This is a genomic window from Herbaspirillum sp. YR522, assembly GCF_000282575.1.
GTDB lineage: Bacteria > Pseudomonadota > Gammaproteobacteria > Burkholderiales > Burkholderiaceae_D > Herbaspirillum.
Genome location: NZ_AKJA01000125.1, coordinates 1 through 24,230 on the forward strand (window position 1 = coordinate 1; position 24,230 = coordinate 24,230).

The following is a 24,230-nucleotide window of genomic DNA, read 5'->3' on the forward strand; positions in this document are numbered from 1 at the left end:
GGCCTCTAGACGAAGGGGACATTCGTACTTCTTGATATTGCGATACAACGTTACCCGCTGGGCAGTAACGCCGTAAATCCTGGTGGCGTCCCCTGGGGGATTCGCCCACCTTCGGCGGGCCGCGGTTTGGCTTGCAAGCCAAACCCTTCTCATCCCCCACGCAATGTGCGCAGGCACATTGCTAGGTTACTCCGTAAATCCTGGCGTCCCCTGGGGGATTCGAACCCCCGTACTCACCGTGAAAGGGTGATGTCCTAGGCCTCTAGACGAAGGGGACATACGGTACTGCCTACTGCTTCCATCCTCAAGTTTCGCTTGAAGGATCACCGCCAGACTAATGCGGGTCGCTGGTGGAGGTAAGCGGGATCGAACCGCTGACCTCTTGCATGCCATGCAAGCGCTCTCCCAGCTGAGCTATACCCCCGTTGCGAAGAAGCGAGATTATGCAATACCTATTTTCAAAAGACAATAGTTTTTTTGAAAAAACCAAACGGTTTTAGAGGTAGGCCTGCAACCGCGCCAGCACCACATCGCGACCGAACAACTGCAGTACGGCGTCAATGGCCGGCGTCTGCAACTGGCCCGCGACGATCAGGCGCAATGGCATGGCCAGTTGCGGCATTTTCAACTTGTGCGCCGCCAGTACTTCCTTGATCATCGGCGCGATCGCTTCCTTGGTCCATTCCACCGTGGCGCTGCGCTGGGCAAACTCGGCCAGCGCCGGCGCGATGGCTTCGGTGATGTGCTGCTCGACCAGCGCCGCCTCGGGCGCCGGCTGGCGGTAGAACATCAGCGCCGCGGCAGCGATCTCGTTGATCGTGTTGGCACGGTCCTTGAGCAGGCCGATTACCGCCGCCAGGTCGGGCGCGCCCTCGAACACCGCGCCATCCTTTTCCAGCAACGGCCGCACCAGCCCGGCCAGGCGGGCGTTGTCGGCCTGCTTGATGTAGTGGTTGTTGAGCCAGTTCAACTTCTCGGGGTTGAACTGCGCCGGCGCCTTGGTGAGGTGGTCGAGATCGAACCACTGGCAGAACTGCTCCATCGAGAACACTTCGTCGTCGCCATGGCTCCAGCCCAGGCGCGCCAGGTAGTTGAGCATGGCTTCCGGCAGGTAACCCTGGGCCGGGTAATCCATCACGCTGACCGCGCCATGGCGCTTGGACAGCTTTTCGCCATCGGCACCCAGGATCATCGGCACATGGCCGTATTCGGGCAAGGCGCCGCCCAGCGCACGCAGGATGTTGATCTGGCGCGGCGTATTGTTGACATGGTCGTCGCCACGGATGACATGGGTGATCTTCATGTCCCAGTCGTCCACCACCACGCAGAAGTTATAGGTGGGAGTACCGTCCGGACGGGCAATGACCAAATCGTCGAGCTCGCGGTTGGAAATGGTGATCGGACCCTTGACCACATCGTTCCAGGTGACCTCGCCGTCGACCGGGTTCCTGAAACGCACCACCGGCTTGCGATCGGCCGGTACCGCCGGCAGCGTCTTGCCGGGCTCGGGCCGCCAGGTGCCGTCGTAGCGCGGCTTCTCGCCGGCCGCACGCTGGCGCTCGCGCATCGCCTCGACTTCGTCCGGCGAGCAATAACAGTGGTAGGCCGTGCCGGCCTGCAGCATCTGCCCCACCACCTCGCGATAACGCTCCATGCGCTTCATCTGGTAGAACGGGCCTTCGTCATGCGACAGGCCCAGCCATTGCATGCCCTCGATGATGGCCTGCACCGCTTCCGGGGTCGAACGTTCGACATCGGTGTCTTCGATGCGCAGGATGAAGGTGCCGCCGAAACGGCGGGCATAGGCCCACGAGAACAAGGCGGTGCGCGCGCCTCCCAGGTGCAGGTAGCCGGTGGGACTGGGGGCAAAGCGGGTACGGACGGTAGTGGCGGTCATGATAGAAGATGAAAACCAGAACGGCCTTGGCATGCCAAGGCCGTCGCAAATGAAGGGGATGAAGTGGCGCTATTCTACAGCGTACGGCCGGCGCTCAATCGTTCTGGACGACGATGCTGGGGAACTTGCTGGTCATGTCGCGCGCCTTTTCGGCCACCTTCACGGCGACCCGGCGTGCAATGCCCCGGTAGATTTCGCTGATCTTGCCGTCCGGATCGGCCACCACGGTGGGACGGCCCGAATCGGTCTGCTCGCGGATCTCCATGGTCAGCGGCAACGCGCCCAGGAAGTCGACCCCGAAGTCGGCGCACATCTTCTCGCCGCCGCCCACGCCGAAGATCGGCTCGGCATGGCCGCAATTGGAGCAGATGTGCATGCTCATGTTTTCGACGATGCCCAAGATCGGGATGCCGACCTTCTCGAACATGCGCAAGCCCTTGCGCGCATCCAGCAAGGCAATGTCCTGCGGCGTGGTGACGATCACCGCGCCCGTCACCGGCACCTTCTGCGACAGGGTGAGCTGGACGTCGCCGGTGCCGGGCGGCATGTCGACGATCAGGTAGTCCAGGTCGCGCCAGTTGGTCTGGTCCAGCAACTGCTGCAGTGCCTGGGTCACGATCGGGCCGCGCCACACCATCGGCTCGTCGGGGTCGATCATGAAGCCGATCGACGACACCTGCAGGCCGTGGTTCTCCATCGGCTCCATGGTCTTGCCGTCGCGGGTCTCGGGCTGGCCCTTGATGCCCATCATCATCGGCTGCGAAGGGCCGTAGATATCGGCGTCGAGCAGGCCCACGCTGGCGCCTTCGGCCGCCAGCGCCAGCGCCAGGTTGACCGCCGTGGTCGACTTGCCCACCCCGCCCTTGCCGGAGGCTACCGCAATGATGTTGCGCACGTTGCTCTTGAGCTTGATGCCGCGTTGCACCGCATGGGCCACGATCTTGAAGCCGACATCGACCTCCACCGACTCGACCCCGGGCACCCGGCCCAGGGCCTCGGCCACCAGTTGGCGGATCGGCTCGATCTGGCTCTTGGCCGGATAACCCAGTTCCACATCGACCAGCACACGCGCACCCTCGAGGCGAATGTTGCGCGCTTCGCGGCCGCTGACCAGGTCGCGCCCGGTGTTGGGGTCGATCACCAGCGCCAGCGCTGCTTTGACTTGCTCTACGGTAATGCTCATTATCTCTCCTTGCCAAGGGCGCCAGTCTAAACCAATCGAGGGCGACCCTGTTGTGAGCAAAACGACAACTGCTGCGCCGATGCGGTGGTCGCTGATAGAATGAGCCTCCTTTCCACCACGTCGCATCGTCCGCAACGCCAATGAGCACCCCCGCACCTCGCCAACTCTTCGTCACCACCGCACTGCCCTACGCCAACGGCGCTTTTCACATCGGCCACATCATGGAGTACATCCAGGCCGACATCTGGGTCCGGTTCCAGCGAATGCAGGGCAATGAGGTGCATTTCGTGGGCGCTGACGATGCCCACGGCGCGCCCATCATGATCGCCGCCGAAAAGGCCAACGTCACGCCACAGCAGTTCGTGGCCAACATCGCGGCCGGCCGCAAGCAGTACCTCGATGGCTTCCACATCGCCTTCGACAACTGGAGCTCCACCGACAGCCCCGAGAACCACCAGTTGTCGCAGGACATCTATCGCGCCCTGCGCGACGATGCCGGGCTGATCTCGACCAAGACCATCGAGCAGTTCTTCGACCCGGTCAAGAACATGTTCCTGCCCGACCGCTACATCAAGGGCGAATGTCCCAAGTGCGGCACCAAGGACCAGTACGGCGACTCCTGCGAGAACTGCAGCGCGGTGTACGCGCCGACCGACCTGATCAATCCCTATTCGACGCTCTCCGGCGCGACCCCGGTGATGAAGTCGTCGGAGCACTTCTTCTTCAGGCTGTCCGATCCCAAGTGCGTGGCTTTCCTGCGCGAATGGGCGCTCGACGGCGATCGCCTGCAACCGGAAGTGGCCAACAAGGCACGCGAATGGCTGGACGGCGAAGGCGGGCTGGGCGACTGGGACATCAGCCGCGATGCCCCCTACTTCGGCATCGAGATCCCCGATGCGCCGGGCAAGTATTTCTATGTCTGGCTGGATGCGCCGATCGGCTACCTGGCGTCGCTGAAGAACTACTTCGGCAAGATCGGCCGCGACTTCGACGCCTTCATGGCCGATGACAAGACCGAGCAGTATCACTTCATCGGCAAGGACATCACCTACTTCCATACCCTGTTCTGGCCGGCGATGCTCAAGTTCGCCGGGCGCCGCGTGCCCACCAATGTGTTCGCGCACGGCTTCATCACGGTCAGTGGCGAAAAGATGTCGAAGTCGCGCGGCACCGGCATTTCGCCGCTGCGCTACCTCGACGTCGGCATGAACCCGGAATGGCTGCGCTACTACATCGCCGCCAAGCTCAACGCCAAGGTCGAGGACGTCGACTTCAATCCGGACGACTTCGTGGCCCGCGTCAACGCCGACCTGATCGGCAAGTACGTCAACATCGCCAGCCGTGCCGCCGGCTTCATCGCCAAGCGTTTCGAAGGCCGCGTGAGCACCGCCTGGGCCAGCGCCGACGATGCCTTCCTGGCTCGCCTGCGTGGCGTGGCCGACGATGTGCGCACGCTCTATGAGCAACGCGAATACGGCAAGGCGCAGCGCGTGGTGATGGAGCAGGCCGACGCCATCAACGCCTACGTCGACGCCAACAAGCCCTGGGAACTGGCCAAGGACAGCGCCCGCGACGCGCAGCTGCACGAAGTCTGCAGCCGCCTGCTGGAAGCCTTCCGTATCCTGACCATCTACCTCAAGCCGGTGCTGCCGGCGCTGGCCGCACAGGTCGAGACCTTCCTCAACGTGGCGCCGTTCCAGTGGCGCGATATCGGCAGCGCGCTGCCCGATGGCCACGTCATCAACGCCTACGCGCACCTGATGCAGCGGGTCGACCCGAAGATGCTCGATGCGCTGTTCGACGCCCCGGCCCCGGCGGCCGTTGCGACTGCCGCCGAGCCGGTCGGCACGGCCGACAGCGCCATCGAGGAGCTGGCGCCCGAGATCTCGATCGACGACTTTGCCAAGATCGACCTGCGCATTGCCAGGATCGTCGATTGCGAAGCCGTCGAGGGCTCCACCAAGCTGCTGCGCCTGACGCTGGACGCCGGCGAAGGACGCACCCGCAACGTCTTCTCCGGCATCGCCTCGGCCTACAAGCCCGAGGAACTGGTGGGCAAGCTGACCGTGATGGTGGCCAACCTGGCGCCGCGCAAGATGAAGTTCGGTGTCTCCGAAGGGATGGTGCTGGCGGCCTCGGCCAAGGACGAGAAAGCCAAGCCCGGCATCTACGTGCTCAACCCGTGGCCGGGCGCCGAACCCGGCATGCGGGTGCGCTGATACCGCCAGCTCGAACGGAGAACGACGCTGCCATGGAACTGGTCATACGTGAAGCCACTTCGGACGACGCCTCGCTGATCGCGGAACTGACCCGGCACAGCTGGGCCAACAAGGTGGCGCCGAGTTCTTCGGGCCACCGCGAGGCGTCCGACCATGTGATCGAGGACCTGCAACATGGCGGCGCCTTCATCTTGCTGCGTGACGAGGTCCCGGCGGGTTCGGTGCGCTGGCTGCCGCTCGACACCGACCTCGACGTCTGGGAAATCCGCCGCATGGGCATCTCGCCGGCATTTCGCGGCGAGCGCCTGTCACAGCACCTGATCGAAGCGCTGATCCACCGCGCCCAGGCTGCCGACGTGCGCGAGTTGCGGCTGGCGGTACGCACCGACCAGGCACAACTGGTCGACCTGTATGCCGCCTTCGGCTTCGAGATCGCCCCCGAACTCGACTACACCCGCGCCAATCCGCACGAAGCGCCGCCGATCGTGATGCGGCGCGTAATGCGGCACTGATCGCCACCCCCTCCCCTGTCCCCCACCCCGCCCTGGGTGCCGCCGTGGCCGTGCCGCGAGCCGGCGCGACCGGCCTGGGCCAGTCCAGGACGCACCAGTCCTGGTTGCCCTGCTTCCCGCATCGAACATTCGTTCATCAAGTTGTAACAAAAGATCACTACCATCCCGGGTGAGCTCAACAGCCGCAAGCAATTGTTCTTGCACGTCCCTATCACCGATACACCCCATGACCAACATGTTGCATCCAAGGATCCGCCATGGCTAACGGCGACCGCCAGGAAACCGCCTATATGGCAGTGCGCGTGGCGCGCCTCTACTACTTCCAGAACATGACCACCGCCGCGATCGCCGACGAGATCGGTACCTCGCGCGCGACCGTGTCGCGCCTGCTGTCCTATGCGCTGGACCGGGGCCTGGTGGAGATCCGGGTCAACGACCCGCAGGAAGTCTCGGGCAACCTGGAGAGCGCCATTGCCGGGCGCTATCGCCTGCGGTCGATCCAGGTGGTGCCGGTGCCGGCCAATGCCACCGAAAAGCAGAACCTGCAACGCGTGGCCGCCCACGCCGCGGCCTACGTCAGCTCGCTGGTGACACCGTCTACCGTGATCGGCCTGGCCTGGGGCACCACGCTGGCCGAGATCGCCGACAAGCTGCTGCCGCGCAGGGTGCACGACGTCGATGTGGTGCAGCTCAATGGCTCGGGTACCGGCTTGAACTTCGTCGACACCTTCGGCGAGTCGATCGTCTCGCGCTTCGCACAGAACTATGGCGCGCGAGCGCATCACTTCCCGGTGCCGGCCTTCTTCGACTTTGCCGACACGCGCACGGCGCTGTGGCGCGAGAAAAGCATCAAGTCGATCCGCGCCCTGCAGGACCGGGCCTCGATCGTTTTGTTTTCGATCGGTGCCGAGGCCACCGGCAGCCATGTCCATACCGGTGGCTACCTGGGCGAGGAAGAACGCGACATGATTCGGCAGCAGGGCCTGGTGGGCGATATCGCCACGGTCTTCTTCCGCCAGGACGGCAGCTGGCGCGATGTCGCCCTCAACGCCCGCAGCAGCGGCCCTGACCTGGATTGCCTGCAACGTGCGGCGCACTCGATCTGCGTGGTGTCCGGGGCTGGCAAGATCCCGGGCCTGCGCGCGGCGCTGGAAGGCGGCTTCATCAACGAGCTGGTGATCGACGAACCCAGCGCGCGCCTGCTGGTGGCGCAACTGCAGGGCCAGGCCTCGCCATGACCGGCAGCGTGCGCGACATCCTGGTGATCGGCGGTGGCATCAACGGTGCCGGTGTGGCGCGCGACGCCGCCGGGCGCGGCCTGTCGGTGGTGCTGTGCGACCAGGGCGACTTCGCCGGCGCGACCTCGTCGGCCAGCACCAAGCTGATACACGGCGGCCTGCGCTACCTCGAATACGGCAAGTTCAGGCTGGTGGCCCAAGCGTTGTCGGAGCGCGAACGATTGCTCGACATCGCGCCCCATATCGCCTGGCCGCTGCGCTTGGTCATGCCGCATGTGCCGGGCCTGCGCGCACGCTGGAAGATCCGCCTGGGCCTCTGGCTGTATGACCACCTCGGCATGCGCATGACATTGCCCAGGTCGGCCAGCGTGCGCTTCGATGGCGCGTCCCGCCCCAGCGGGCTCAGGCCGGACATCACGCGCGGCTTCGCCTATTCCGATGCCTGGGTCGACGATGCCCGGCTGGTGATCTTCAACCTGATGAGCGCGCAGCAGCATGGTGCCGAGATCCTGCCGCGCACGCGCCTGGTGGGTGCCGCACGTACGGACGGTCACTGGCTGTGCACGCTTGAAAACGTTCACAACGGCGCCCAACGGCAAGTGCGCACACGCGCCATCGTCAACGCGGCCGGCCCCTGGGTGGCGCAGGTGGAGCGCCTGCTCAACCCGGCGACGACGCCGCATGGGCAGCCGGTCGGCGTGCAACTGGTGCGCGGCAGTCATATCGTGGTGCCGCGGCTGTTCGAGGGCGAGCACGCCTACATCCTGCAAAACGACGACCGCCGCATCGTCTTCATGATTCCCTACCAGCAGCGCTTTACGCTGATCGGCACCACCGACGTGCCGCAGGCCGACATGCACCAGCCAGCCCAGGTCAGCCAGGACGAGCAGCAATACCTGCTGCGTGCCGTCAATCGCTATCTCGAGCGTCCCATCGACGCCGGCGACATCGTCTGGCGCTACGCTGGCGTGCGGGCCCTGTTCGACGATGGCGCCAGCGATCCGTCGGCGCTCACCCGCGACTACACGCTGGCGCTGGACGCCACCGCGGGCCTGCCCGCTGTGTCGGTCTATGGCGGCAAGATCACCACCTACCGGTGCCTGGCCGAAGCGGTGGTCGACCGCTTGGCACCGTGGCTGCAACGCCGCGCCCGGCGCGCCCGCTGGACCGCCGGCGAGGCCTTGCCGGGCGCCCGCTTTGCCCGCGCCGGGCGTGCCGGCGAAGTGTTGCGCCTGCAGCAGAAGTACCCGCGGCTGGATGCGGCGTTCCTGGCGCAACTGTTCGATCGCCATGGCACCCGCAGCTACAACATCCTGCGCGAGGCGCAATTGCCGCACGAACTGGGACGCGATTTCGGCGGCGGGCTGTGTCAGCGCGAGGTCGACTACCTGGTGGTGCAGGAATGGGCCGGCGCGGCCGACGACGTGCTGTGGCGGCGCACCAAGTGCGGACTGCACATGAGCCCGCACCAGCGCCAGGAATTTGCCGACTGGTTCGCCCGCTGCGCGGCGCGCACGCATTGGCCATGACATCAATTTATATGGGGGGAGCCACATGGCCGCCATTTCATTGCAAGGCATTACCAAGAACTGGGGTCAGGCCCAGGCCGTCAAGGGCGTCGACTTCGAGGTCAAGTCGGGCAACTTCACGGTGCTGCTGGGCCCATCGGGCTGCGGCAAGTCGACCACCCTGCGCTTGATCGCAGGGCTGGATACACCCAGCTCGGGCAGCATCCGTATCGGCCAGCGCGAGGTCACGCACCTGCCACCGGCGCAACGCAAGATCTCGATGGTGTTCCAGTCCTATGCGCTGTTTCCGCACCTGTCGGTGCGCGACAACATCCTGTTCGGGGTGCGCGTGCGGCGTGAACCCCGGCAGCATCATGCGAGCCGGCTGGCGCGAGTGGCCGAGATACTGGGCCTGGCGCCGCTGCTGGAGCGGCGCCCCTCGCAATTGTCCGGGGGACAGCAGCAGCGGGTGGCGCTGGGACGGGCCATCATCGCCGACGCCCCGGTGTGCCTGATGGATGAACCGCTGTCCAATCTCGACGCCCAGCTGCGCCAGGAAATGCGGCGCGAGATCCGTGCCCTGCAGCAGCAACTTGGCATGACCATGATCTACGTCACGCACGACCAGACCGAAGCCATGAGCATGGCCGACCAGGTGATCCTGCTGCGCGATGGAAAGATCGAACAGGACGCGCCGCCGGCGCAACTGTATGCGCAACCGGCCACCGAATTCGCCGCGCGTTTCATCGGCACCCCGCCGATGAACATCGTGCCGCTGGTCCAGACCAACGGCGGGTTGGCCATCGAGGGCAGCGCCGGCCAGGCGATCACCCCTGGCCGCGCCGACGAGCAGTGGAACCTCGGCCTGCGTCCGGAACACATCCGCCTGGCCGACAGCGGCGTCGCCGCCGCCGTGCATGGCGTCGAGTATTTCGGCGCCGACACCATCATCGGCGCCCGCGTCGGTACGGCCACGCTGCTGGTGCGCGCACCCGGCCAGCTGGACCTGCGGGCGGGCGACCCAGTGCGCCTGGCCTGGCAGGCCAGCGACCAGTATTTCTTCGACCGCCACAGCGGCATGCGACGGCACTGATTTTTTTGATCGGCAGAGTGAGACCAACAATAGCAACGCCCAAGTTGCATTCAACTTCACAACCTCATGGGAGAGATCCAAGATGCGTAGAACAATCCTCAAGTCGGCCGCCGCCCTGGCCCTGGCTGCCGCCTTCGGCCACCCCGCCATGGCAGCCGATCCGGTCGAGATCAGCTTTTACTATCCGGTGGCCGTGGGCGGTGCCGTGACCAAGACCATCGACAGCATGGTGGCCGACTTCGAAAAAGCCAATCCCGATGTCAAGGTCAAGGCGATCTATGCCGGCACCTACCAGGAAAGCATCGTCAAGGCGCTGACCGCATTCAAGGGCGGCACGCCACCGACCTTGGCGGTGCTGCTGTCGACCGACCTGTTTACGCTGATCGATGAAAACGCCATCGTGCCCATCGATGGCCTGGCCGACGACAAGCAGTGGATCGATGGTTTCTACAAGGGCTTCATGGAAAACAGCCAGACCGGCGGCAAGACCTGGGGCATTCCCTTCCAGCGCTCGACCATCGTGATGTACTACAATCGCGACCTGTTCAAGCAGGCCGGACTGAACCCCGACCGCGCGCCGGCCAGCTGGGCCGAGATGGTCGACTATGCCAAGAAGCTGACCAAGACCGACGCCGCCGGCAACGTCACGCAATGGGGCGTGAAGATCCCCTCCACCGGGTTCGGCTACTGGATGTTCCAGGCCATGACCGCCTCCAACGATACCCTGCTGATGAACGGCGCCGGCACCAAGACCTACTTCGACAAGCCGGGCGCGGTCGAATCGCTGCAGCAGTGGGTCGACCTGACCACCAGGCACCGCGTGATGCCGGCCGGCTCGATCGAATGGGGCACCACGCCCAAGGATTTCCTGGAACAGAAGGCGGCCATGGTATGGACCACCACCGGCAACCTGACCAACATCCGCAGCAACGCCAGCTTCCCGTTCGGCGTGGCCATGCTGCCAGGCACCAGGCATCCGGGCAGTCCGACCGGCGGCGGCAACTTCTATGTCTTCAACAAGACCACGCCGCAACAGCAGAAGGCAGCCATGAAGTTCATCCGCTTCGCCACCGAACCGGCACGCGCGGCGCAATGGTCGATCGCCACCGGTTACGTGGCGCCGCGCCAGGACGCCTGGGACACGCCCGAGATGAAGAAGTACCTGGCCGAGGTACCGGCCGCCGATGTCGCCCGCGAGCAGATGAAGTATGGCGTGGCCGAACTGTCGACCCACGACAACCAGCGCGTCACCAAGGCCCTCAATGACAACATCCAGGCCGCGCTGTCGGGCACCAAGGCGCCGCAGGCGGCGTTGAAGGATGCCCAGCGCGAATCCGACCGCATCCTGCGTTCGGCCGGTCGCTGAGCGGTCGCCGCCATCGGCTGCCGGCCCCGGGGCTGGCAGCCGTCCCTGTCCTGGCTGGCGCCTTGGCGCCGGCCGCCACGGCCCCGAGGTTTTCGATGCACCGTATCCCCACCCGCCTCATCCCCTGGCTGCTGCTGATGCCGGCCATGGTGCTGCTGGTCGCCTTCACGCACTATCCGGCCGTGGCGACCCTGTGGCACAGTTTCTTCTCTACGCCCAAGGGTGCCCACCCGTCGCAGTTCGTCGGCTGGGAAAATTATGCGCTGATGGTCGACGACCCGGTGTTCTGGCGCGCCTTCAGCAACAACCTGTGGTTTGCGCTGGGCACCATCCCGGTGTCGATCGCGCTGGCCATCGCCATGGCGCTGTGGGTCAGCCAACGCCTGTGGGGGCGCGGCCTGCTGCGCCTGGCCTACTTCACGCCGACGGTGCTGCCGATGATCGCGGTGGCCAACATCTGGCTGTTCTTCTACACCCCGCAGTACGGCCTGCTGGAACAGGTCACCGGCGCGCTCGGCCTGCCCTCGCACAACTGGCTGGGCAATCCCGATACGGTACTGGGAGCCATGATGGTGGTGGCGGTGTGGAAGGAAGCCGGGTTCTTCATGATCTTCTACCTGGCCGCCCTGCAGCAGATCGCGCCGGTGCTGGCCGAGGCGGCCGCGCTGGAAGGGGCCAGTCGCTGGCAGTACTTCCGGCAGGTGCAGTTTCCGCTGCTCATGCCGACCACGCTGTTCGTGCTGGTCAATGCCCTGATCAATTCGTTCCGGCTGGTCGATCACATCGTCGTGATGACCCGTGGCGGCCCCGACAACGCCAGCTCGCTGCTGCTGTACTACATCTATGAGGTCGGCTTCGCGTTCTGGGACTCGTCCTATGCCGCCGCCCTGACCGTGGTGCTGCTGGCCATGCTGGGCGTGATCGCCTTCGTCAAGTTCCGCATCCTCGACCGCAGGACCCATTACCAATGATCGCCACTTCCCATCCCTTCGGCCAGCGCAATCGGCTGCTCGAGACGGTATCGGCCTGGACGCTGGGCGTGCTGTGGCTGCTGCCGCTGTTGTATGCGCTGTGGACCGCCTTTCACCCGGCCCAGTTTGCCACCCGCTTCACGCTCGACGCGCCGCTGACGCTGCACAACTTTGCCGATGCCTGGCAGGCCGCGCCCTTCCCCCGCTACTTCTTCAACACCTTCCTGCTGGTGAGCATGATCCTGGTGGCGCAGATGGTGCTGGCGACCTTGGCGGCCTATGCCTTCGCGCGCTTTTCGTTCCGCGGCAGCAACCTGATGTTCATGCTGGTGCTGCTGCAATTGATGGTCATGCCCGACATCCTGGTGGTCGAGAACTATCGCACCATGAACCTGCTGGGGCTGCGCGACACCATCGTCTCGATCGGCCTGCCCTACTTCGCCTCGGCCTTCGGCATCTTCCTGTTGCGCCAGACGTTCAAGACCGTGCCGCGCGAGCTCGACGAGGCCGCCACCGTCGAGGGCGCCTCGGCGCTGCAGGTACTGATGCAGGTCTACGTGCCGCTGGCGCGCCCGATCTATGTTGCCTTCGGCCTGGTGTCGGTGAGCACCCATTGGAATAACTTTCTGTGGCCGCTGATCGTGACCAACTCGGTCCAATCGCGTCCGCTGACGGTCGGCCTGCAGGTGTTCTCCTCGACCGACCAGGGGGTCGACTGGTCCATCATCACGGCCGCCACGCTGATGACCTCGGCGCCGCTGCTGCTGGCCTTTCTGTTATTCCAGCGCCAGTTCGTGCAGTCGTTCATGCGGGCCGGCATTCGCTAGCGACCGGGCCTAGCCGAAAGTGCGGGAACTCGGGGATGCAAGTGCGAATCGCATGCCATTAGCCCATTGACGGTATCATCGGCAAAAAAAGGAGCCGAAAACCAATGATCACTCTCCTGCACCTGATGTCGGCGCTCGCCCTGCTGGTCTGGGGCACGCACATCGTGCGCACGGATGTCCTGCGCGTCTATGGCGCCCAACTACGTCGCATCCTCTCGACCAGCATCACGCGCCGCAGCATGGCCTTTGCCGCCGGCGTGGGTGTGACCAGCCTGGTGCAAAGCAGCAATGCCACCGCCGTCATCGTCTGCTCGTTCGTGGCCCAGGGCCTGGTGGGACTGACACCTGCGCTGTCGATCATGCTGGGCGCCGACGTCGGCACGGCGCTGATGACCGGCGTGCTCAGTTTCGACCTGTCCTGGCTGTCGCCGCTGCTGATCTTCGGCGGCGTGGTGACCTACCTGTCGCGCCGCCATACGTCGGTGGGCCGCCTGGGACGCGCGGTGATCGGCCTGGGCCTGATCCTGCTGGCGCTGGAACTGATCACCGCCGCCACCCAACCGATGATGCACGCGGCCGGCATCAAGGTACTGTTCTCTTCGCTCACCGGTGACGTGCTGCTGGATGCGCTGATCGGCGCCGTGTTTGCCATGCTGACCTATTCCAGCCTGGCGGCGGTGCTGCTGGCCGCGACCCTGGCCACCTCCGGCGTGATCTCGCTCAAGGTGGCCCTGTGCCTGGTGATCGGCGCCAACCTGGGCAGCGGCGTCACCGCCCTGCTGTCGGCGGCCAGCCAGAACGTGGCCGGACGCCGGGTGGCGTTGGGCAGCATGCTGTTCCGGCTCTCGGGTGCCATCGTGGTACTGCCCTTCATCAACCACCTCGAGATCGTCATCGCCCAGATGACCAACGACCTGCGCATGGGCGTGGTGGCGTTTCACGTGTTGTACAACAGCGTGCGCTGCGGTTTGCTGCTGCCGCTGGTGGCGCCGATGTCGCGCCTGTGCGTACGCCTCTTGCCCGACAATGCGCTGGACGACGACGTGGTGCGCGCGCGCCACCTGGACCCGGCCGCCATCGATACCCCGACCCTGGCGCTGGCCAATGCCTCGCGCGAGGTACTGCGCATCGGCGACATGATCGAGAAGATGCTGCACAGCCTGTTGCCGGTGATTCGTGAAAACGATACCATCCGCGCCGCCCAGATCCGGCGTCTCGACGACGACGTCGACCATCTCTATACCGAGCTCAAGATGTACCTGGCGCGGGTCTCGCGCGAAGAACTCAATGCCAAGGAAGTGCGGCGCTGGACCGACATCATCACCCTCACCATCAACCTGGAGCAGGCCGGCGACATCATCGTGCGCATCGTCAAGGGCCTGGAGAGCAAGAAGATCGCGCCGCAGCGGACCTTCTCTGCGGCCGGCATGCAGGAGGTCTGCGAAATGCACGCGCGGCTGCTGGCCAGCCTGCAACTGGGACTGTCGGTGTTTCTCGAGGGCGACCTGCGCAGCGCCCAGAAACTGCTGGCCGAGAAGGAAGCCTTTCGCGACCTCGAACGCGCCTACGCCAAGACCCACCTGATCCGGCTGGCAGGCCAGACCCAGCAGAGCATCGAGACCAGCTCCTTGCACCTGGACCTGATCAGCGACATGAAACGCATGCATTCGCTATTCTGCTCGACCGCCTATTCGGTGCTGGACGAAGCGGGCATGCTGCGCAAGAGTCGTATGGGTTCGGCCCACGACGAGCGCGCGCGCCAGCAGGAGCTGCGCGCCGAGCGCTATTCGGATTTTTCGCACCCGCCCTGATCGGCCCCGGGCCCGGCTGTGGCTCAATGACCGCCGATGTCCGACACCGAGGTGCGCACCACCTGCATGCTGTCGATATCGAAATGGACGTTGAACAGCCGCTCTTCATGCAGGTGGCGGTATTTCCAGTCCCACACCTCCTCATTCTTCAGGCGGAACTGCATCACGCTGCGCGGGCGGCCCAGCATGCGCCGCACCTCGGTGCTGGAGAGGTGCGGCACCACGCGCGAAAAGTTGTCTTCGGTCAACACCTGGCGGTAGTCGATCATGGTGCCCAAGGCATTGATGGCGAACATCCAGGTGCGGATACCCTCCGGTCCCTTCGGATATTCGAGCGTATGCGCGCCCTCGCCGTCGTCCCATACGGTATCGGGTGCGCCCATGACGGTACGCACCTCAGCCTCGGTGGAGACGCCTTTCTTCAGTTTTTCCAAGCCGAACTCCTCGATGGGATTGCCGTTGCTGTCGCAGCCGAGCATGGCCAGTGCCGCCACCAGGGCGCCCACCACGCCGACGCCCCGGCGTACCAGATAAAAGAAACGCTTATCCATGACAGTTTGATTGTGCCCCGTGAAGTAGAGGTAAAATGTGCGCCTTCGCATCAACCCTGGCCGAAAATACCATGCTCTTCTCCAAAAAGACTACCTACGTGTCTGAAATCACCCAGTTCATCGACGAGCTCAAGAGCAAGAACCCGTCGCTGGAAGAGCAACAACGCGCCGGCCGCGCCCTGCTGTGGGACAAGGAACCGATCGACCTCGACAGGACCGCCCGTGACAAGGCCTCGCGCGTGGCGCAGCAACCCTACGTCTACCAGTCGCACTAAGTCCGACGCATGACCGATAACACCGGCAGCGACGGCACCAGTGCCGCCGACGCCCTTGACATCAGCCCTGCAGGCCAGCAAGACACCACGCCCGACGTGATCGACGGCGTGGCGCGCGCGCGCCTGTACGGCGAACCGCTGTTCCAGCTGCCCAACGACCTGTATATCCCGCCGGATGCGCTGGAAGTCTTCCTGGAAGCCTTCCAGGGGCCGCTCGACCTGCTGTTGTACCTGATTCGCAAGCAGAACTTCAATATCCTGGACATCCCGATGGCCCAGGTGACGCTGCAATACCTGGAGTACGTCGAGCAGATCCGCAAGCAGAACCTGGAACTGGCCGCCGAATACCTGCTCATGGCGGCCATGCTCATCGAGATCAAGTCGCGCATGCTGCTGCCGGCCAAGCGCGCCGACCCCGGCGAAGAACCGGAAGACCCCCGGGCCGAACTGGTACGGCGCCTGCTCGAGTACGAGCAGATCAAGCTGGCCGCCATGGAGCTGGACGCCCTGCCCCAGGTCGGGCGCGACTACGTGCGCACCCAGGTCTATATCGAACAGACGGTGGTGACGCGCTGGCCGGAGGTCGACATGGACGACCTCAAGGCAGCCTGGGCCGACGTGCTCAAGCGCGCCAAGCTGACCGCCCACCACCATATCAGCCGCGAAGAACTGTCGGTGCGCGAACACATGACGGGCATCCTGCGCCGCCTGCAGTCGGCCCGCTTCGTCGAGTTCTCGGACCTGTTCGAGCCGTCGCGGGGGGTGCCGGTGCTGGTGGTCAACTTCATCGCGCTGCTCGAACTGGCCAAGGAAACCCTGATCGAAATCACCCAGGCCGAGGCCTTCGCGCCGATCTATGTCAGACTCTCGTACTCCCCGAGCTGACCGCGCCCCTGGCGCTTGACGGCGCCGCCAACCAGAGAACCTGCATGAAAATCATTTCCTCGATCGAAGAATTGCGCGACCACCTGCGCGGCCAGTTGCGCACCGCCTTCGTGGCCACCATGGGCAACCTGCACGAGGGTCACATGTCGTTGATGCGCCTGGCCCGCACCCACGGTGATCCGGTGGTGGCATCGATCTTCGTCAACCGCCTGCAATTCGGCCCCAACGAAGATTTCGACAAATACCCCCGCACGTTCCAGGCCGACGTCGAGAAGCTCGAAAAGGAAGGCGTCTACGTGCTGTTCGCGCCCACCGAGCGCGACCTCTACCCGGAACCGCAGCAGTATCGGGTGCAACCGCCGGACGACCTGGGCAACATCCTGGAAGGCGAATTCCGCCCCGGCTTCTTCACTGGCGTGTCGACCGTGGTGACCAAGCTGTTCTCCTGTGTGCAGCCGCGCGTGGCGGTGTTCGGCAAGAAGGATTACCAGCAATTGATGATCGTGCGCAACATGGCGCGCCAGTTTGCGATGCCGGTCGAGATCGTCGGCGCCGAGACCTACCGCGCCGAGGATGGCCTGGCGCTGTCGTCGCGCAACGGTTACCTGTCGGCCGCTGAACGGGCCGAGGCGCCGTTGCTCTACAAGCTGCTCAATGAACTGGCCCACGAAGTCCGCGACGGCCAGCTCGACACGCTGGAAGTCGAGAGGAAAGCGATGGCGGCGCTGGCCGCACGTGGCTGGAAACCCGACTACGTGTCGGTGCGCAAACGCATCGACCTGCAACCGCCGTCGGCCGGCGACATGGCGCAAGGCGCGCCGCTGGTGGTGGTGGCGGCCGCCAAGCTGGGCTCGACCCGCCTCATCGACAACCTCGAGATCTGAATGCGGGTCGCAGCGGCGCTGGCCCTGTCGGCGGCCGGCATGAGCGCCCTGGCCGGCGCGGCGACGGCAGCCGTGACGGTGACCGACGACCTGGGCCAGCCGGTCACACTGCAACAGCCGGCGCACCGCATCGTCAGCCTGGCCCCGCATGCGACCGAACTGCTGTTTGCCGCCGGCGCCGGCGAGCGGCTGGTCGGCGCCAGCAACTTCAGCGATTATCCGGCCGCTGCTGCCCGGCTGCCTTCGGTGGGCAGCTATGCTGCCTTCGACCTGGAGCGCGTACTGGCGCTCAAGCCCGACCTGGTGGTGGCCTGGCATAGCGGCAACAAGCCGGCCCAACTGGCGCGCCTGCGCGAACATGGCATCCCGGTCTTCGAAAGCCAGCCGACCGATTTCGACATGATCGCCGACTCCATGCAGCGATTGGCACAGCTGGCCGGCGATGCCGAGCGCGGACGGCGTGCGGCCGAAGAATTTCGCGCGCGCTGGCAAACCCTGCAGCAACGCTACCGGGGACGCAGCCAGGTCAGCGTGTTCTACCAGATCTGGAGCCAACCGCTGATGACCCTCAACGGCCAGCACATGGTGTCGTCGGTGCTGCGCCTGTGCGGTGGCAGCAATATCTTCGGGCAACTGCCGCAACTGGCGCCGACGGTCAGCGTGGAAGCCGTCATCGCCGCCGATCCGCAAGTCATCCTCGGTCCCAGCGACGGCGGCGACCAGCCGCTGGAGCGCTGGCGCAAGTACCCGCGCATGCAGGCGGTCAGTCGTGGCCAGCTCTATACCGTCAACGCCGACTGGCTCAACCGCGCCGGGCCGCGGGTGCTGCTGGCAGCCGAAGAGGTCTGCGCCAAGCTGGAGCTGGCGCGCGGGCGCTGAACGCCAGCCAACAGGCAAAAAAAATCCCTCCGGGAGGAGGGATTCTGAACTGACCGAACCAGTGTGTGGCCAATCAGAACTTGTACTTCAAGCCGATCGAGTACAGGTTGGCCTTGTTGTCGCTCTTGCCACCCAGGCTTTCGTAGCGGGTGTAACCGATGCGAGCGCCCAGGTTCTGCGAGAAGCCGAATTCGTAACCGACGCCCAGCAGGTAGCCGGTGCCGCTATCGGACGCGCTACCCGATGCGGTAGCGGTACCTGCGCGTGCGGTGACCGAAGAAGAAACCTTGGACTGGACAGCGCCGCCCTTGAGGTACAGGCCGGGAACGAATTCAGTGAATTTGTAGACCAGTGCCAGGTCCACGCCCTTGGCATCGATCTTGGCATCATACGTTGCAACGCCAGCCACGCCCGATTGCTTGAAATCGTCGGTCGCGAAGTATCCCAGTTCCAGCGCCAGGTTCTTGTTGAACTGGTAACCGATCAGTGCGCGCACGGCACCGACGTCGGTGGTTTCGGAAGTCTTGCGGGCGCCGTTGGGTGTCGCAATACCGTCGACGGTCGCGTAGGCACCTTCGATACCGATATAGACACCGCTATCTGCAGTTTGAGCAACAGCCGAACCGGCCACCAGCATGGCGGCCACAAACAGAATGTTCTTCTTCATTGTGAATGATCCTAGGTTTTATTAGTTCTGGGCATTTCCCCGGGCAGGATTATGCCACCAGTTGAGAAAATGTAAATACTAGTAAATGCTTCGATGTGATTTTTTTTCGACATGCAGTTTTCTCGACTGCGCTACCCACACGCACTCCGGGTGACTGCCGACCATCCGGAAATCGCAGTCGAATACCTGCTCCAGCACGGCCTGCCGCAGCACGTCCGACACCGGCCCATGCCAATGCCGATCCCCGCCGAGCAGCAGCACATGGGTGGCAAACCGCTGTGCCAGGTTGATGTCATGGCAGCTTGCGACTACCGCCCGCGGTCGATCGGCCGACGCCAATTCACTAAGTAAATGCATGACCGCCAGTTGCGCGGCAATGTCCTGGTGCGATGTCGGTTCGTCGAGCAGCAACAGGTCCGGCGCCTGCGTCAGCAGCGTGGCCAGCGCCACCCGCTGGCGCTCACCGCCCGACAGCGTGAGCAGGTCGGCGTCGGCCAGGTGCGCCAGGCCGACCTGTTCCAGTGCCTGCAGCGCATGAAGGCGATCGTCGGCAGCATCGCCCCACTGGCTGCTGCGGGCAAAGCGGCCCGCCATGACCGCGTCGAGCACCGGCAATGAAAACGCATCGTGCTGATGTTGCAGCAACAGTCCGCGCAGCAAGGCCAGTCGTGCCGGCGGGATCGACGCCATCGGCGCCCCCGCCAATCGTATCGTTCCCTGCGCCGGCCGCGCCAGGCCCGCCACCGCGTGCAGCAGGCTGCTCTTGCCGGCGCCATTGGGACCCAGCACGCACCAGAACTGGCCCGCCTCGACCTGCCAGTCGAGCTTCGACAGCAGGCTGCGGCCCTGTGCCTGCAGCGCCAGTTGCGAGGTTTGCAGCAGCATGGTCGGCGACGTCAAGCCCGGCTCCTGGCCAGCAACCACAGGAACACCGGCACCCCCACCAGCGAGGTGATCACGCCCACCGGCAGTTGGGTCGGCGCGACCACGGTGCGCGCGGCCAGGTCGGCCAGCGTCAGGGCCGCGCCGCCCAGCAAGGCCGCCGCCGGCAGCAGGCGACGCTGGTCGTTGCCCAGCACCAGGCGCACCGCATGCGGCACGACCAGTCCGACAAAGCCGATGGTGCCGGCCATGGCCACGGCCGCGGCGGTGGCCGCCGACGCCGCACACAAGGCCATGACCCGAAGCCTCAGCACCGGCACCCCGAGCAGTTGCGCAAAACTGTCGCCCCGCGCCAGCAGGTTCAAGGCCGGTGCCTGCCAGCACGCCCAGGCCAGGGTCAGCAGCAGCACCACCCCCGCCTGCGGCAACAGGCGCGCGTCGTCGAGATCGCCGATCAGCCAGAACACCATGCCGCGCAACTGGCTGTCGGGGGCGATCGACAGCGCCAGCGAAATGACGGCGCCGAAGCCGGCGGCCAGCATCACGCCGGTCAGCAGCAGCCGCTGGCTCGACAACAGCGGCGAGACAGCCAGATGGCGCAGCGAACCGCGCACCAGCCCCAACAGCAGCAGCATCGCCAGTGCCGCGCCGACCAGCGCCCCGGGGGCGGCCACCCCGTGCGGCGACCAACCCAGGTGCAGCGCCGCCAGCATGGCCAGCAAGGCGCCGGCCGCCGAGCCCCCCGACAGGCCCAGCACGTACGGATCGGCCAGCGGGTTGCGTAACAGCACCTGCATCAGCGCGCCGGCCAGCGCCAGCAGCGCACCGACGGCGAATGCCGTGAGCGCGCGCGGCACCCGCAGCGACAGCAGCAAGGCCATCGAATCGGGCGTCATCGATGCCCGCAGGCAACCGGTGCTGCCGCACAAGGTGGCTGCGGCCAGCGCCAGGGCTACCGGCAGCAGTAACCAGGCAAGCAGCGCGAAGCGGGACATCGATGGCAGGGGCATGGGGCTCAAAAGTCGTGACGGATGGTCAATTTTACCGTTCGCCCGTTTTCGGGATAGATGCCCGACGCCTGGCCGCCGTCGCAGGCATAGGCCTGCGAAAACACGTTGCGCCCACCCAGGTTGTCGCCGGCCAGTGCCAGTTCCCACGATCGAACACGCAATGCATAGCGGGCGTCGACGGTCACGATGGATGGCATCTTGCGGCAGCGGTTGGTGAAGTCGTTGCCCACCCGCTGGCGATCGACCCAGCGCACGCCGCCACCGACGCCATGACGGCCGGCCCGCCACTGGAACCTGGCCGACAAGCTGTTGGCGGGCACCAGCGCCAGTTCGCGCCCGTGGTGGGTGCCGCCGACGAAGCGTGCGGTGACATGTTGATAGGCGGCACTGAGCGTGGTGCTGGCCGTGGCACGCCAGCGCGCCTCCAGTTCGACCCCATGGTGCTGCGTCGGGTCGAGGTTGGTGTTGGCGCCGAAGCCGAGGTTCAAGGTCGGGTCGTAGCTGATCTCGTCGCGCACCCGATGGCGGAACCAGCGCGCCGTCACCGTGCGCTCGCCGCTCCCGGCCACCGCGCCCAGTTCCAGGTCGTGCGAGCGCTGCGGCTTGAGTACCTGCCCGGCTGGCAGGTTGGTGGCCCCGGTCTCGTCGGGGGTGGCCAGGCGATAGCTTTGCCCGAGCTTGGCGAATACCCGCAGCCGCGACCAGGGCGCATGACTGGCCTGCAGGTCCCAGGCATCGATGCCGCCGCCGCGATCGAACCGGCCCGAGGCGCTGCGCTGGCTGTACAGCTCGCGCCGCACGCCCAGGGCGATGCGGGCGTTGCCGGCCCACTCCACCTCATCGCGCAGGTAGAGCGCCCGGGAGCGCTGCTGCGCATCGCTGTTGCCGTAGCTGGCCTGGGCCGCATTGCGCCAGTCGGACAGGTCGACCCCGGCCGCCAGGCGGTGCTTCACTGCGCCGGCCTGCACCAGGTGGCGCAGGCGCGGCGAGAACTGGACCTGGCGCACATGGCTGTCGACGCTCGACACGCCGAAGCGCCCGACGTAGAGGCCGCGCGCGATCTTGTCACGCTGCGACAGCTCGGCGGCCATTTCGATGTCAGCCACGCGGCGCTGCATGAAGATCGTCACCGTATCGTTGTCGTAGCTGCCGCCACTACCGGGCTGGGTGGACTGGCGGGGATCGGCATTGAACTGCGCCAGCGTCAGCGCCCCGGGCAATGCGTAGTCGGCGCGTGCCAGGTTCAGCCGCAGGCCGAAGCGCCAGTCGGCCCCGGACCACTGGATGGCGCTGCTGGCGTTTTGCTGGACGGACCGGCTGTCGTGGCGGTAGCCCCCGTCCCGGGTGCGGTCGACACTGGCATCGATGGCCAGCCCGTCCCAGCCGCGTGCGACGAAGGCGCGCCCGCCACGCCGCCCGTCGCTGCCGATCTCGGCGGCGACGAAGGCACGCGTGGCGTTGGCCTGCGGCTGGCGTGTGACGATCTGGATGGTGCCGCCGGTGGCGCCGCCCCCATACAGCACACTGCTGCCGCCGCGCACGATTTCGATGCGTTCGATGGAGGCGATCGGAATCGATGACAACAGCGGCGACGACAATTCGTTCTCCGAGATGCGCACGCCGTCCAGCAGCACCACCATGTTACGGTCGCCGTTGCCGCCGAAGCCACGCAGGTCGAGCGCAAAGTCGCCCGGCCCGGCCAGGCTCTGGCGACCGCGCACGCCGCCCAGGCGCCGGATCGCGTCATTGGCGTTGTCGATGCCGGCGTCGCGGATCTGCCCGGCGTCGACTACCGTGGCAGCCACTGGCACGAATGCTGCATCGTCGACGAAGCGCGAGGCCGACACCGTCATCCCGGGCAGCGGGCGCGCCACATCGGCAGCGGCCGTGATGCAGCATACGGTCAATAGCATGGCGCCCAGGCGTGACCGGCGAAGACAGGAAGTCATTATCAGGATGCAGGAAAAACGACGGCAATTGTATGACTGGCAAGACAAGACGACAACTTCCCTGCTGGCCGCACAGAAAAAAAGCCGCCCGGCTTGTGCAAGCCATTGCTTTCAGGAAAAAGGTCGATAGAATCTTGGGCGTCGCACAAGTCGAACGAGCAACAACGCCGCAGGTGACGTCCAGCATCCAACCGGGGCTGGCGGCGACGCCAAATGGGAACAAATGGGGGAATTCACTCGCTGTTTGCGCGATGAGACGCGCCAGCGCCGTCCTATACTCAGCATGAGGGGATGGTAGGCTGGTGCTGCCTGTGATTGCGCCGCGCATGAATGAAGCACCCTTCAGACCATCGTCAAGGCGCCGTTATGCATTGACCGGATAACCACGCGTGACAGGCTGCGGCCCTCGACCAGGACAGGCGCTTGCCGATCCCGGGCCGGCTAATCGAAAGAACAAGTTTTGTTGGGAGAATCAAAAACATGAGCGACGACGTTGATTTGGAAGCACTGTTTGACGAAATTTCTGCGCAGAGCCTGCCGGCCACTGCTGCCGGCGCCGCCGAAGCGGCCGCCCCCAGCGCGCCCAACAATGCCGAGGACCAGGCCGACAAGCCCATGTACGAGCGCCTGGGCGGGATCGTACGGTTGCTGCACGACTCCATGCGCGAGCTGGGCTACGACCGCTCCCTGACCGATGTGGCGACCCAGATCGGCGACGCCCAGAGCCGGCTCGAACACGTCGCCACCCTGACCGAGCAGGCTGCCAACAAGGTCCTCAACGCGCTCGATTCGGGCATGCCGGCGCAGGATCGCCTGCAGAACGAAGCCAAGGACATCAACGAGCGCTGGGCCAGGCTGTATGCCGGCCAGATGAGCATCGACGAATTCAAGCTGCTGGCGGGCGACTCCCAGAAGTTCTCCAACTCGGTGCTCGAATCGACCGAGGCCGAGAAGGCACGCATGCTGGAAATCATGATGGCCCAGGACTTCCAGGACATCACCGGTCAATTGATCAAGAAGATCGTGGGCATCACCACCGTGGCCGAACGCGAACTGGCGCAGTTGCTGCGCGACAACGCGCCGCCCGAGGTCAAGGCCCAGATCGAAGCAGACAAGCCAGTCTCGCTGATGAACGGTCCGGCCGTGCCCGGTACCGCCATGGGCCAGACCGACGTCGACGACTTACTCGATAGCCTGGGGTTCTAATGGATGACGAAATGCTCAAGGATTTTGTCGTTGAAGCGTTGGAGCTCGCTACCAACGTGGAAGAGCATCTGCTGACGCTCGAACGACATCCTGACGACCTGGAAATCCTCAATGCGGTCTTCCGCGCCTTTCACACCATCAAGGGCGGTGCCGGCTTCGTCAACCTGCCCGCCATGGTGTCGGCCTGTCACCTGACCGAAAACCTGTTCGATGCGTTGCGCACCGGCAAGGCGCCCGTCACGCCGCTGGCCATCGAGGCCGCGTTGCAGGCGAGCGGCTTCGTGGCCGACCAGCTGACCGAGTTGTCCAATGGCGCCGCGCCTGACAGCCTGGCATCGATGCCGGCCGACCTGGAAGGCATCCTGAACCAGGCCATCGAAGGCAAGACCACCGCCACCGCCGCACCGGCTGCCGTGG

22 protein-coding genes and 2 tRNA genes are annotated in these 24,230 nt (G+C 65.2%); 15 read left to right on the top strand and 9 right to left on the bottom strand.

Annotated elements, in window-relative coordinates:
* Positions 1 to 201: 201 nt before the first annotated feature.
* From PMI40_RS17375 to apbC, 4 genes are all read right to left on the bottom strand, one after another.
* Positions 202 to 277 (bottom strand) — tRNA-Glu (locus PMI40_RS17375).
* 71 nt (positions 278 to 348) lie between these two features.
* Positions 349 to 424 (bottom strand) — tRNA-Ala (locus PMI40_RS17380).
* A 72-nt stretch (positions 425 to 496) separates the two neighbouring features.
* Positions 497 to 1,897, bottom strand: a complete 1,401-nt coding sequence (gene gltX / locus PMI40_RS17385; RefSeq protein ID WP_008117997.1) for a glutamate--tRNA ligase — start codon at positions 1,895 to 1,897, stop codon at positions 497 to 499.
* A gap of 94 nt (positions 1,898 to 1,991) precedes the next feature.
* The gene (gene apbC, locus PMI40_RS17390; RefSeq protein ID WP_008117999.1) at positions 1,992 to 3,080 is read right to left on the bottom strand and encodes an iron-sulfur cluster carrier protein ApbC; all 1,089 of its coding nucleotides are present in this window, start codon (positions 3,078 to 3,080) and stop codon (positions 1,992 to 1,994) included.
* A 140-nt stretch (positions 3,081 to 3,220) separates the two neighbouring features.
* Here apbC and metG point away from each other — a divergent pair, with 140 nt between their 5' ends.
* The 9 genes from metG to PMI40_RS17435 all read left to right on the top strand — a co-directional run bounded on the left by metG (position 3,221) and on the right by PMI40_RS17435 (position 14,625).
* Positions 3,221 to 5,299, top strand: coding sequence for a methionine--tRNA ligase (gene metG / locus PMI40_RS17395; RefSeq protein ID WP_008118000.1), 2,079 nt, complete (start codon positions 3,221 to 3,223; stop codon positions 5,297 to 5,299).
* A 32-nt stretch (positions 5,300 to 5,331) separates the two neighbouring features.
* Entirely contained in the window at positions 5,332 to 5,811 is a 480-nt protein-coding gene (locus PMI40_RS17400) for a GNAT family N-acetyltransferase (protein WP_008118002.1), read from the top strand.
* Between the two features lie 257 nt (positions 5,812 to 6,068).
* Positions 6,069 to 7,049: a sugar-binding transcriptional regulator gene (locus PMI40_RS17405; protein ID WP_008118003.1), complete on the top strand. Its 981-nt coding sequence runs from the start codon at positions 6,069 to 6,071 to the stop codon at positions 7,047 to 7,049.
* Positions 7,046 to 8,578: a glycerol-3-phosphate dehydrogenase gene (glpD, locus tag PMI40_RS17410; RefSeq protein ID WP_008118004.1), complete on the top strand. Its 1,533-nt coding sequence runs from the start codon at positions 7,046 to 7,048 to the stop codon at positions 8,576 to 8,578. The genes PMI40_RS17405 and glpD overlap by 4 nt, the downstream gene beginning before the upstream one ends.
* Positions 8,579 to 8,603: 25 nt before the next feature.
* Positions 8,604 to 9,650, top strand: coding sequence for an ABC transporter ATP-binding protein (locus PMI40_RS17415; protein ID WP_008118005.1), 1,047 nt, complete (start codon positions 8,604 to 8,606; stop codon positions 9,648 to 9,650).
* Between the two features lie 82 nt (positions 9,651 to 9,732).
* Complete coding sequence (locus PMI40_RS17420; protein ID WP_008118006.1) at positions 9,733 to 11,016, top strand: ABC transporter substrate-binding protein; 1,284 nt, start codon at positions 9,733 to 9,735, stop codon at positions 11,014 to 11,016.
* A 95-nt stretch (positions 11,017 to 11,111) separates the two neighbouring features.
* Positions 11,112 to 11,987 carry a carbohydrate ABC transporter permease gene (locus tag PMI40_RS17425; RefSeq protein ID WP_008118008.1) on the top strand — a complete coding sequence of 292 codons (876 nt, stop codon included), beginning with the start codon at positions 11,112 to 11,114 and terminating at the stop codon, positions 11,985 to 11,987.
* Positions 11,984 to 12,814 (top strand): carbohydrate ABC transporter permease, encoded by an 831-nt coding sequence (locus tag PMI40_RS17430; protein WP_008118011.1) that lies wholly within the window; start codon positions 11,984 to 11,986, stop codon positions 12,812 to 12,814. Before PMI40_RS17425 ends, PMI40_RS17430 begins: the two co-directional genes overlap by 4 nt.
* Before the next feature lie 104 nt (positions 12,815 to 12,918).
* Positions 12,919 to 14,625, top strand: coding sequence for a Na/Pi cotransporter family protein (locus PMI40_RS17435; protein WP_008118013.1), 1,707 nt, complete (start codon positions 12,919 to 12,921; stop codon positions 14,623 to 14,625).
* Positions 14,626 to 14,648: 23 nt separating this feature from the next.
* Here the strand turns inward: PMI40_RS17435 and PMI40_RS17440 are convergent, their stop codons facing one another.
* Complete coding sequence (locus tag PMI40_RS17440) at positions 14,649 to 15,176, bottom strand: hypothetical protein (protein ID WP_008118015.1); 528 nt, start codon at positions 15,174 to 15,176, stop codon at positions 14,649 to 14,651.
* Between the two features lie 71 nt (positions 15,177 to 15,247).
* Between PMI40_RS17440 and PMI40_RS17445 the strand changes: the two genes are divergently transcribed.
* From PMI40_RS17445 to PMI40_RS17460, 4 genes are read left to right on the top strand one after another with little or no spacing between them, the layout of a single operon-like run.
* Positions 15,248 to 15,451 carry a DUF3460 family protein gene (locus PMI40_RS17445; RefSeq protein ID WP_040502310.1) on the top strand — a complete coding sequence of 68 codons (204 nt, stop codon included), beginning with the start codon at positions 15,248 to 15,250 and terminating at the stop codon, positions 15,449 to 15,451.
* A 9-nt stretch (positions 15,452 to 15,460) separates the two neighbouring features.
* Complete coding sequence (locus tag PMI40_RS17450) at positions 15,461 to 16,336, top strand: ScpA family protein (RefSeq protein ID WP_008118021.1); 876 nt, start codon at positions 15,461 to 15,463, stop codon at positions 16,334 to 16,336.
* Between the two features lie 44 nt (positions 16,337 to 16,380).
* A complete protein-coding gene (panC, locus tag PMI40_RS17455; protein ID WP_008118022.1) occupies positions 16,381 to 17,220 on the top strand; it encodes a pantoate--beta-alanine ligase in 840 nt (279 codons plus the stop codon).
* Complete coding sequence (locus tag PMI40_RS17460) at positions 17,221 to 18,099, top strand: cobalamin-binding protein (RefSeq protein WP_008118024.1); 879 nt, start codon at positions 17,221 to 17,223, stop codon at positions 18,097 to 18,099.
* Positions 18,100 to 18,172: 73 nt separating this feature from the next.
* Here the strand turns inward: PMI40_RS17460 and PMI40_RS17465 are convergent, their stop codons facing one another.
* The 4 genes from PMI40_RS17465 to PMI40_RS17480 all read right to left on the bottom strand — a co-directional run bounded on the left by PMI40_RS17465 (position 18,173) and on the right by PMI40_RS17480 (position 22,607).
* On the bottom strand, positions 18,173 to 18,766 hold the full coding sequence (locus PMI40_RS17465) for a porin family protein (protein ID WP_008118025.1): 594 nt from the start codon (positions 18,764 to 18,766) through the stop codon (positions 18,173 to 18,175).
* Between the two features lie 78 nt (positions 18,767 to 18,844).
* Positions 18,845 to 19,666 (bottom strand): ABC transporter ATP-binding protein, encoded by an 822-nt coding sequence (locus tag PMI40_RS17470; protein WP_008118027.1) that lies wholly within the window; start codon positions 19,664 to 19,666, stop codon positions 18,845 to 18,847.
* A complete protein-coding gene (locus PMI40_RS17475; RefSeq protein WP_008118029.1) occupies positions 19,663 to 20,658 on the bottom strand; it encodes an iron ABC transporter permease in 996 nt (331 codons plus the stop codon). Before PMI40_RS17475 ends, PMI40_RS17470 begins: the two co-directional genes overlap by 4 nt.
* A 5-nt stretch (positions 20,659 to 20,663) precedes the next feature.
* On the bottom strand, positions 20,664 to 22,607 hold the full coding sequence (locus tag PMI40_RS17480; RefSeq protein ID WP_040502306.1) for a TonB-dependent receptor: 1,944 nt from the start codon (positions 22,605 to 22,607) through the stop codon (positions 20,664 to 20,666).
* Positions 22,608 to 23,087: 480 nt separating this feature from the next.
* On the opposite strand from PMI40_RS17480, the gene PMI40_RS17485 reads away from it, so the two are divergent.
* Positions 23,088 to 23,813, top strand: a complete 726-nt coding sequence (locus PMI40_RS17485) for a protein phosphatase CheZ (protein ID WP_008118035.1) — start codon at positions 23,088 to 23,090, stop codon at positions 23,811 to 23,813.
* A partial coding sequence (locus tag PMI40_RS17490; RefSeq protein WP_040502308.1) for an Hpt domain-containing protein occupies positions 23,813 to 24,230 on the top strand: 418 nt, incomplete at its 3' end. The genes PMI40_RS17485 and PMI40_RS17490, both read left to right, overlap by 1 nt.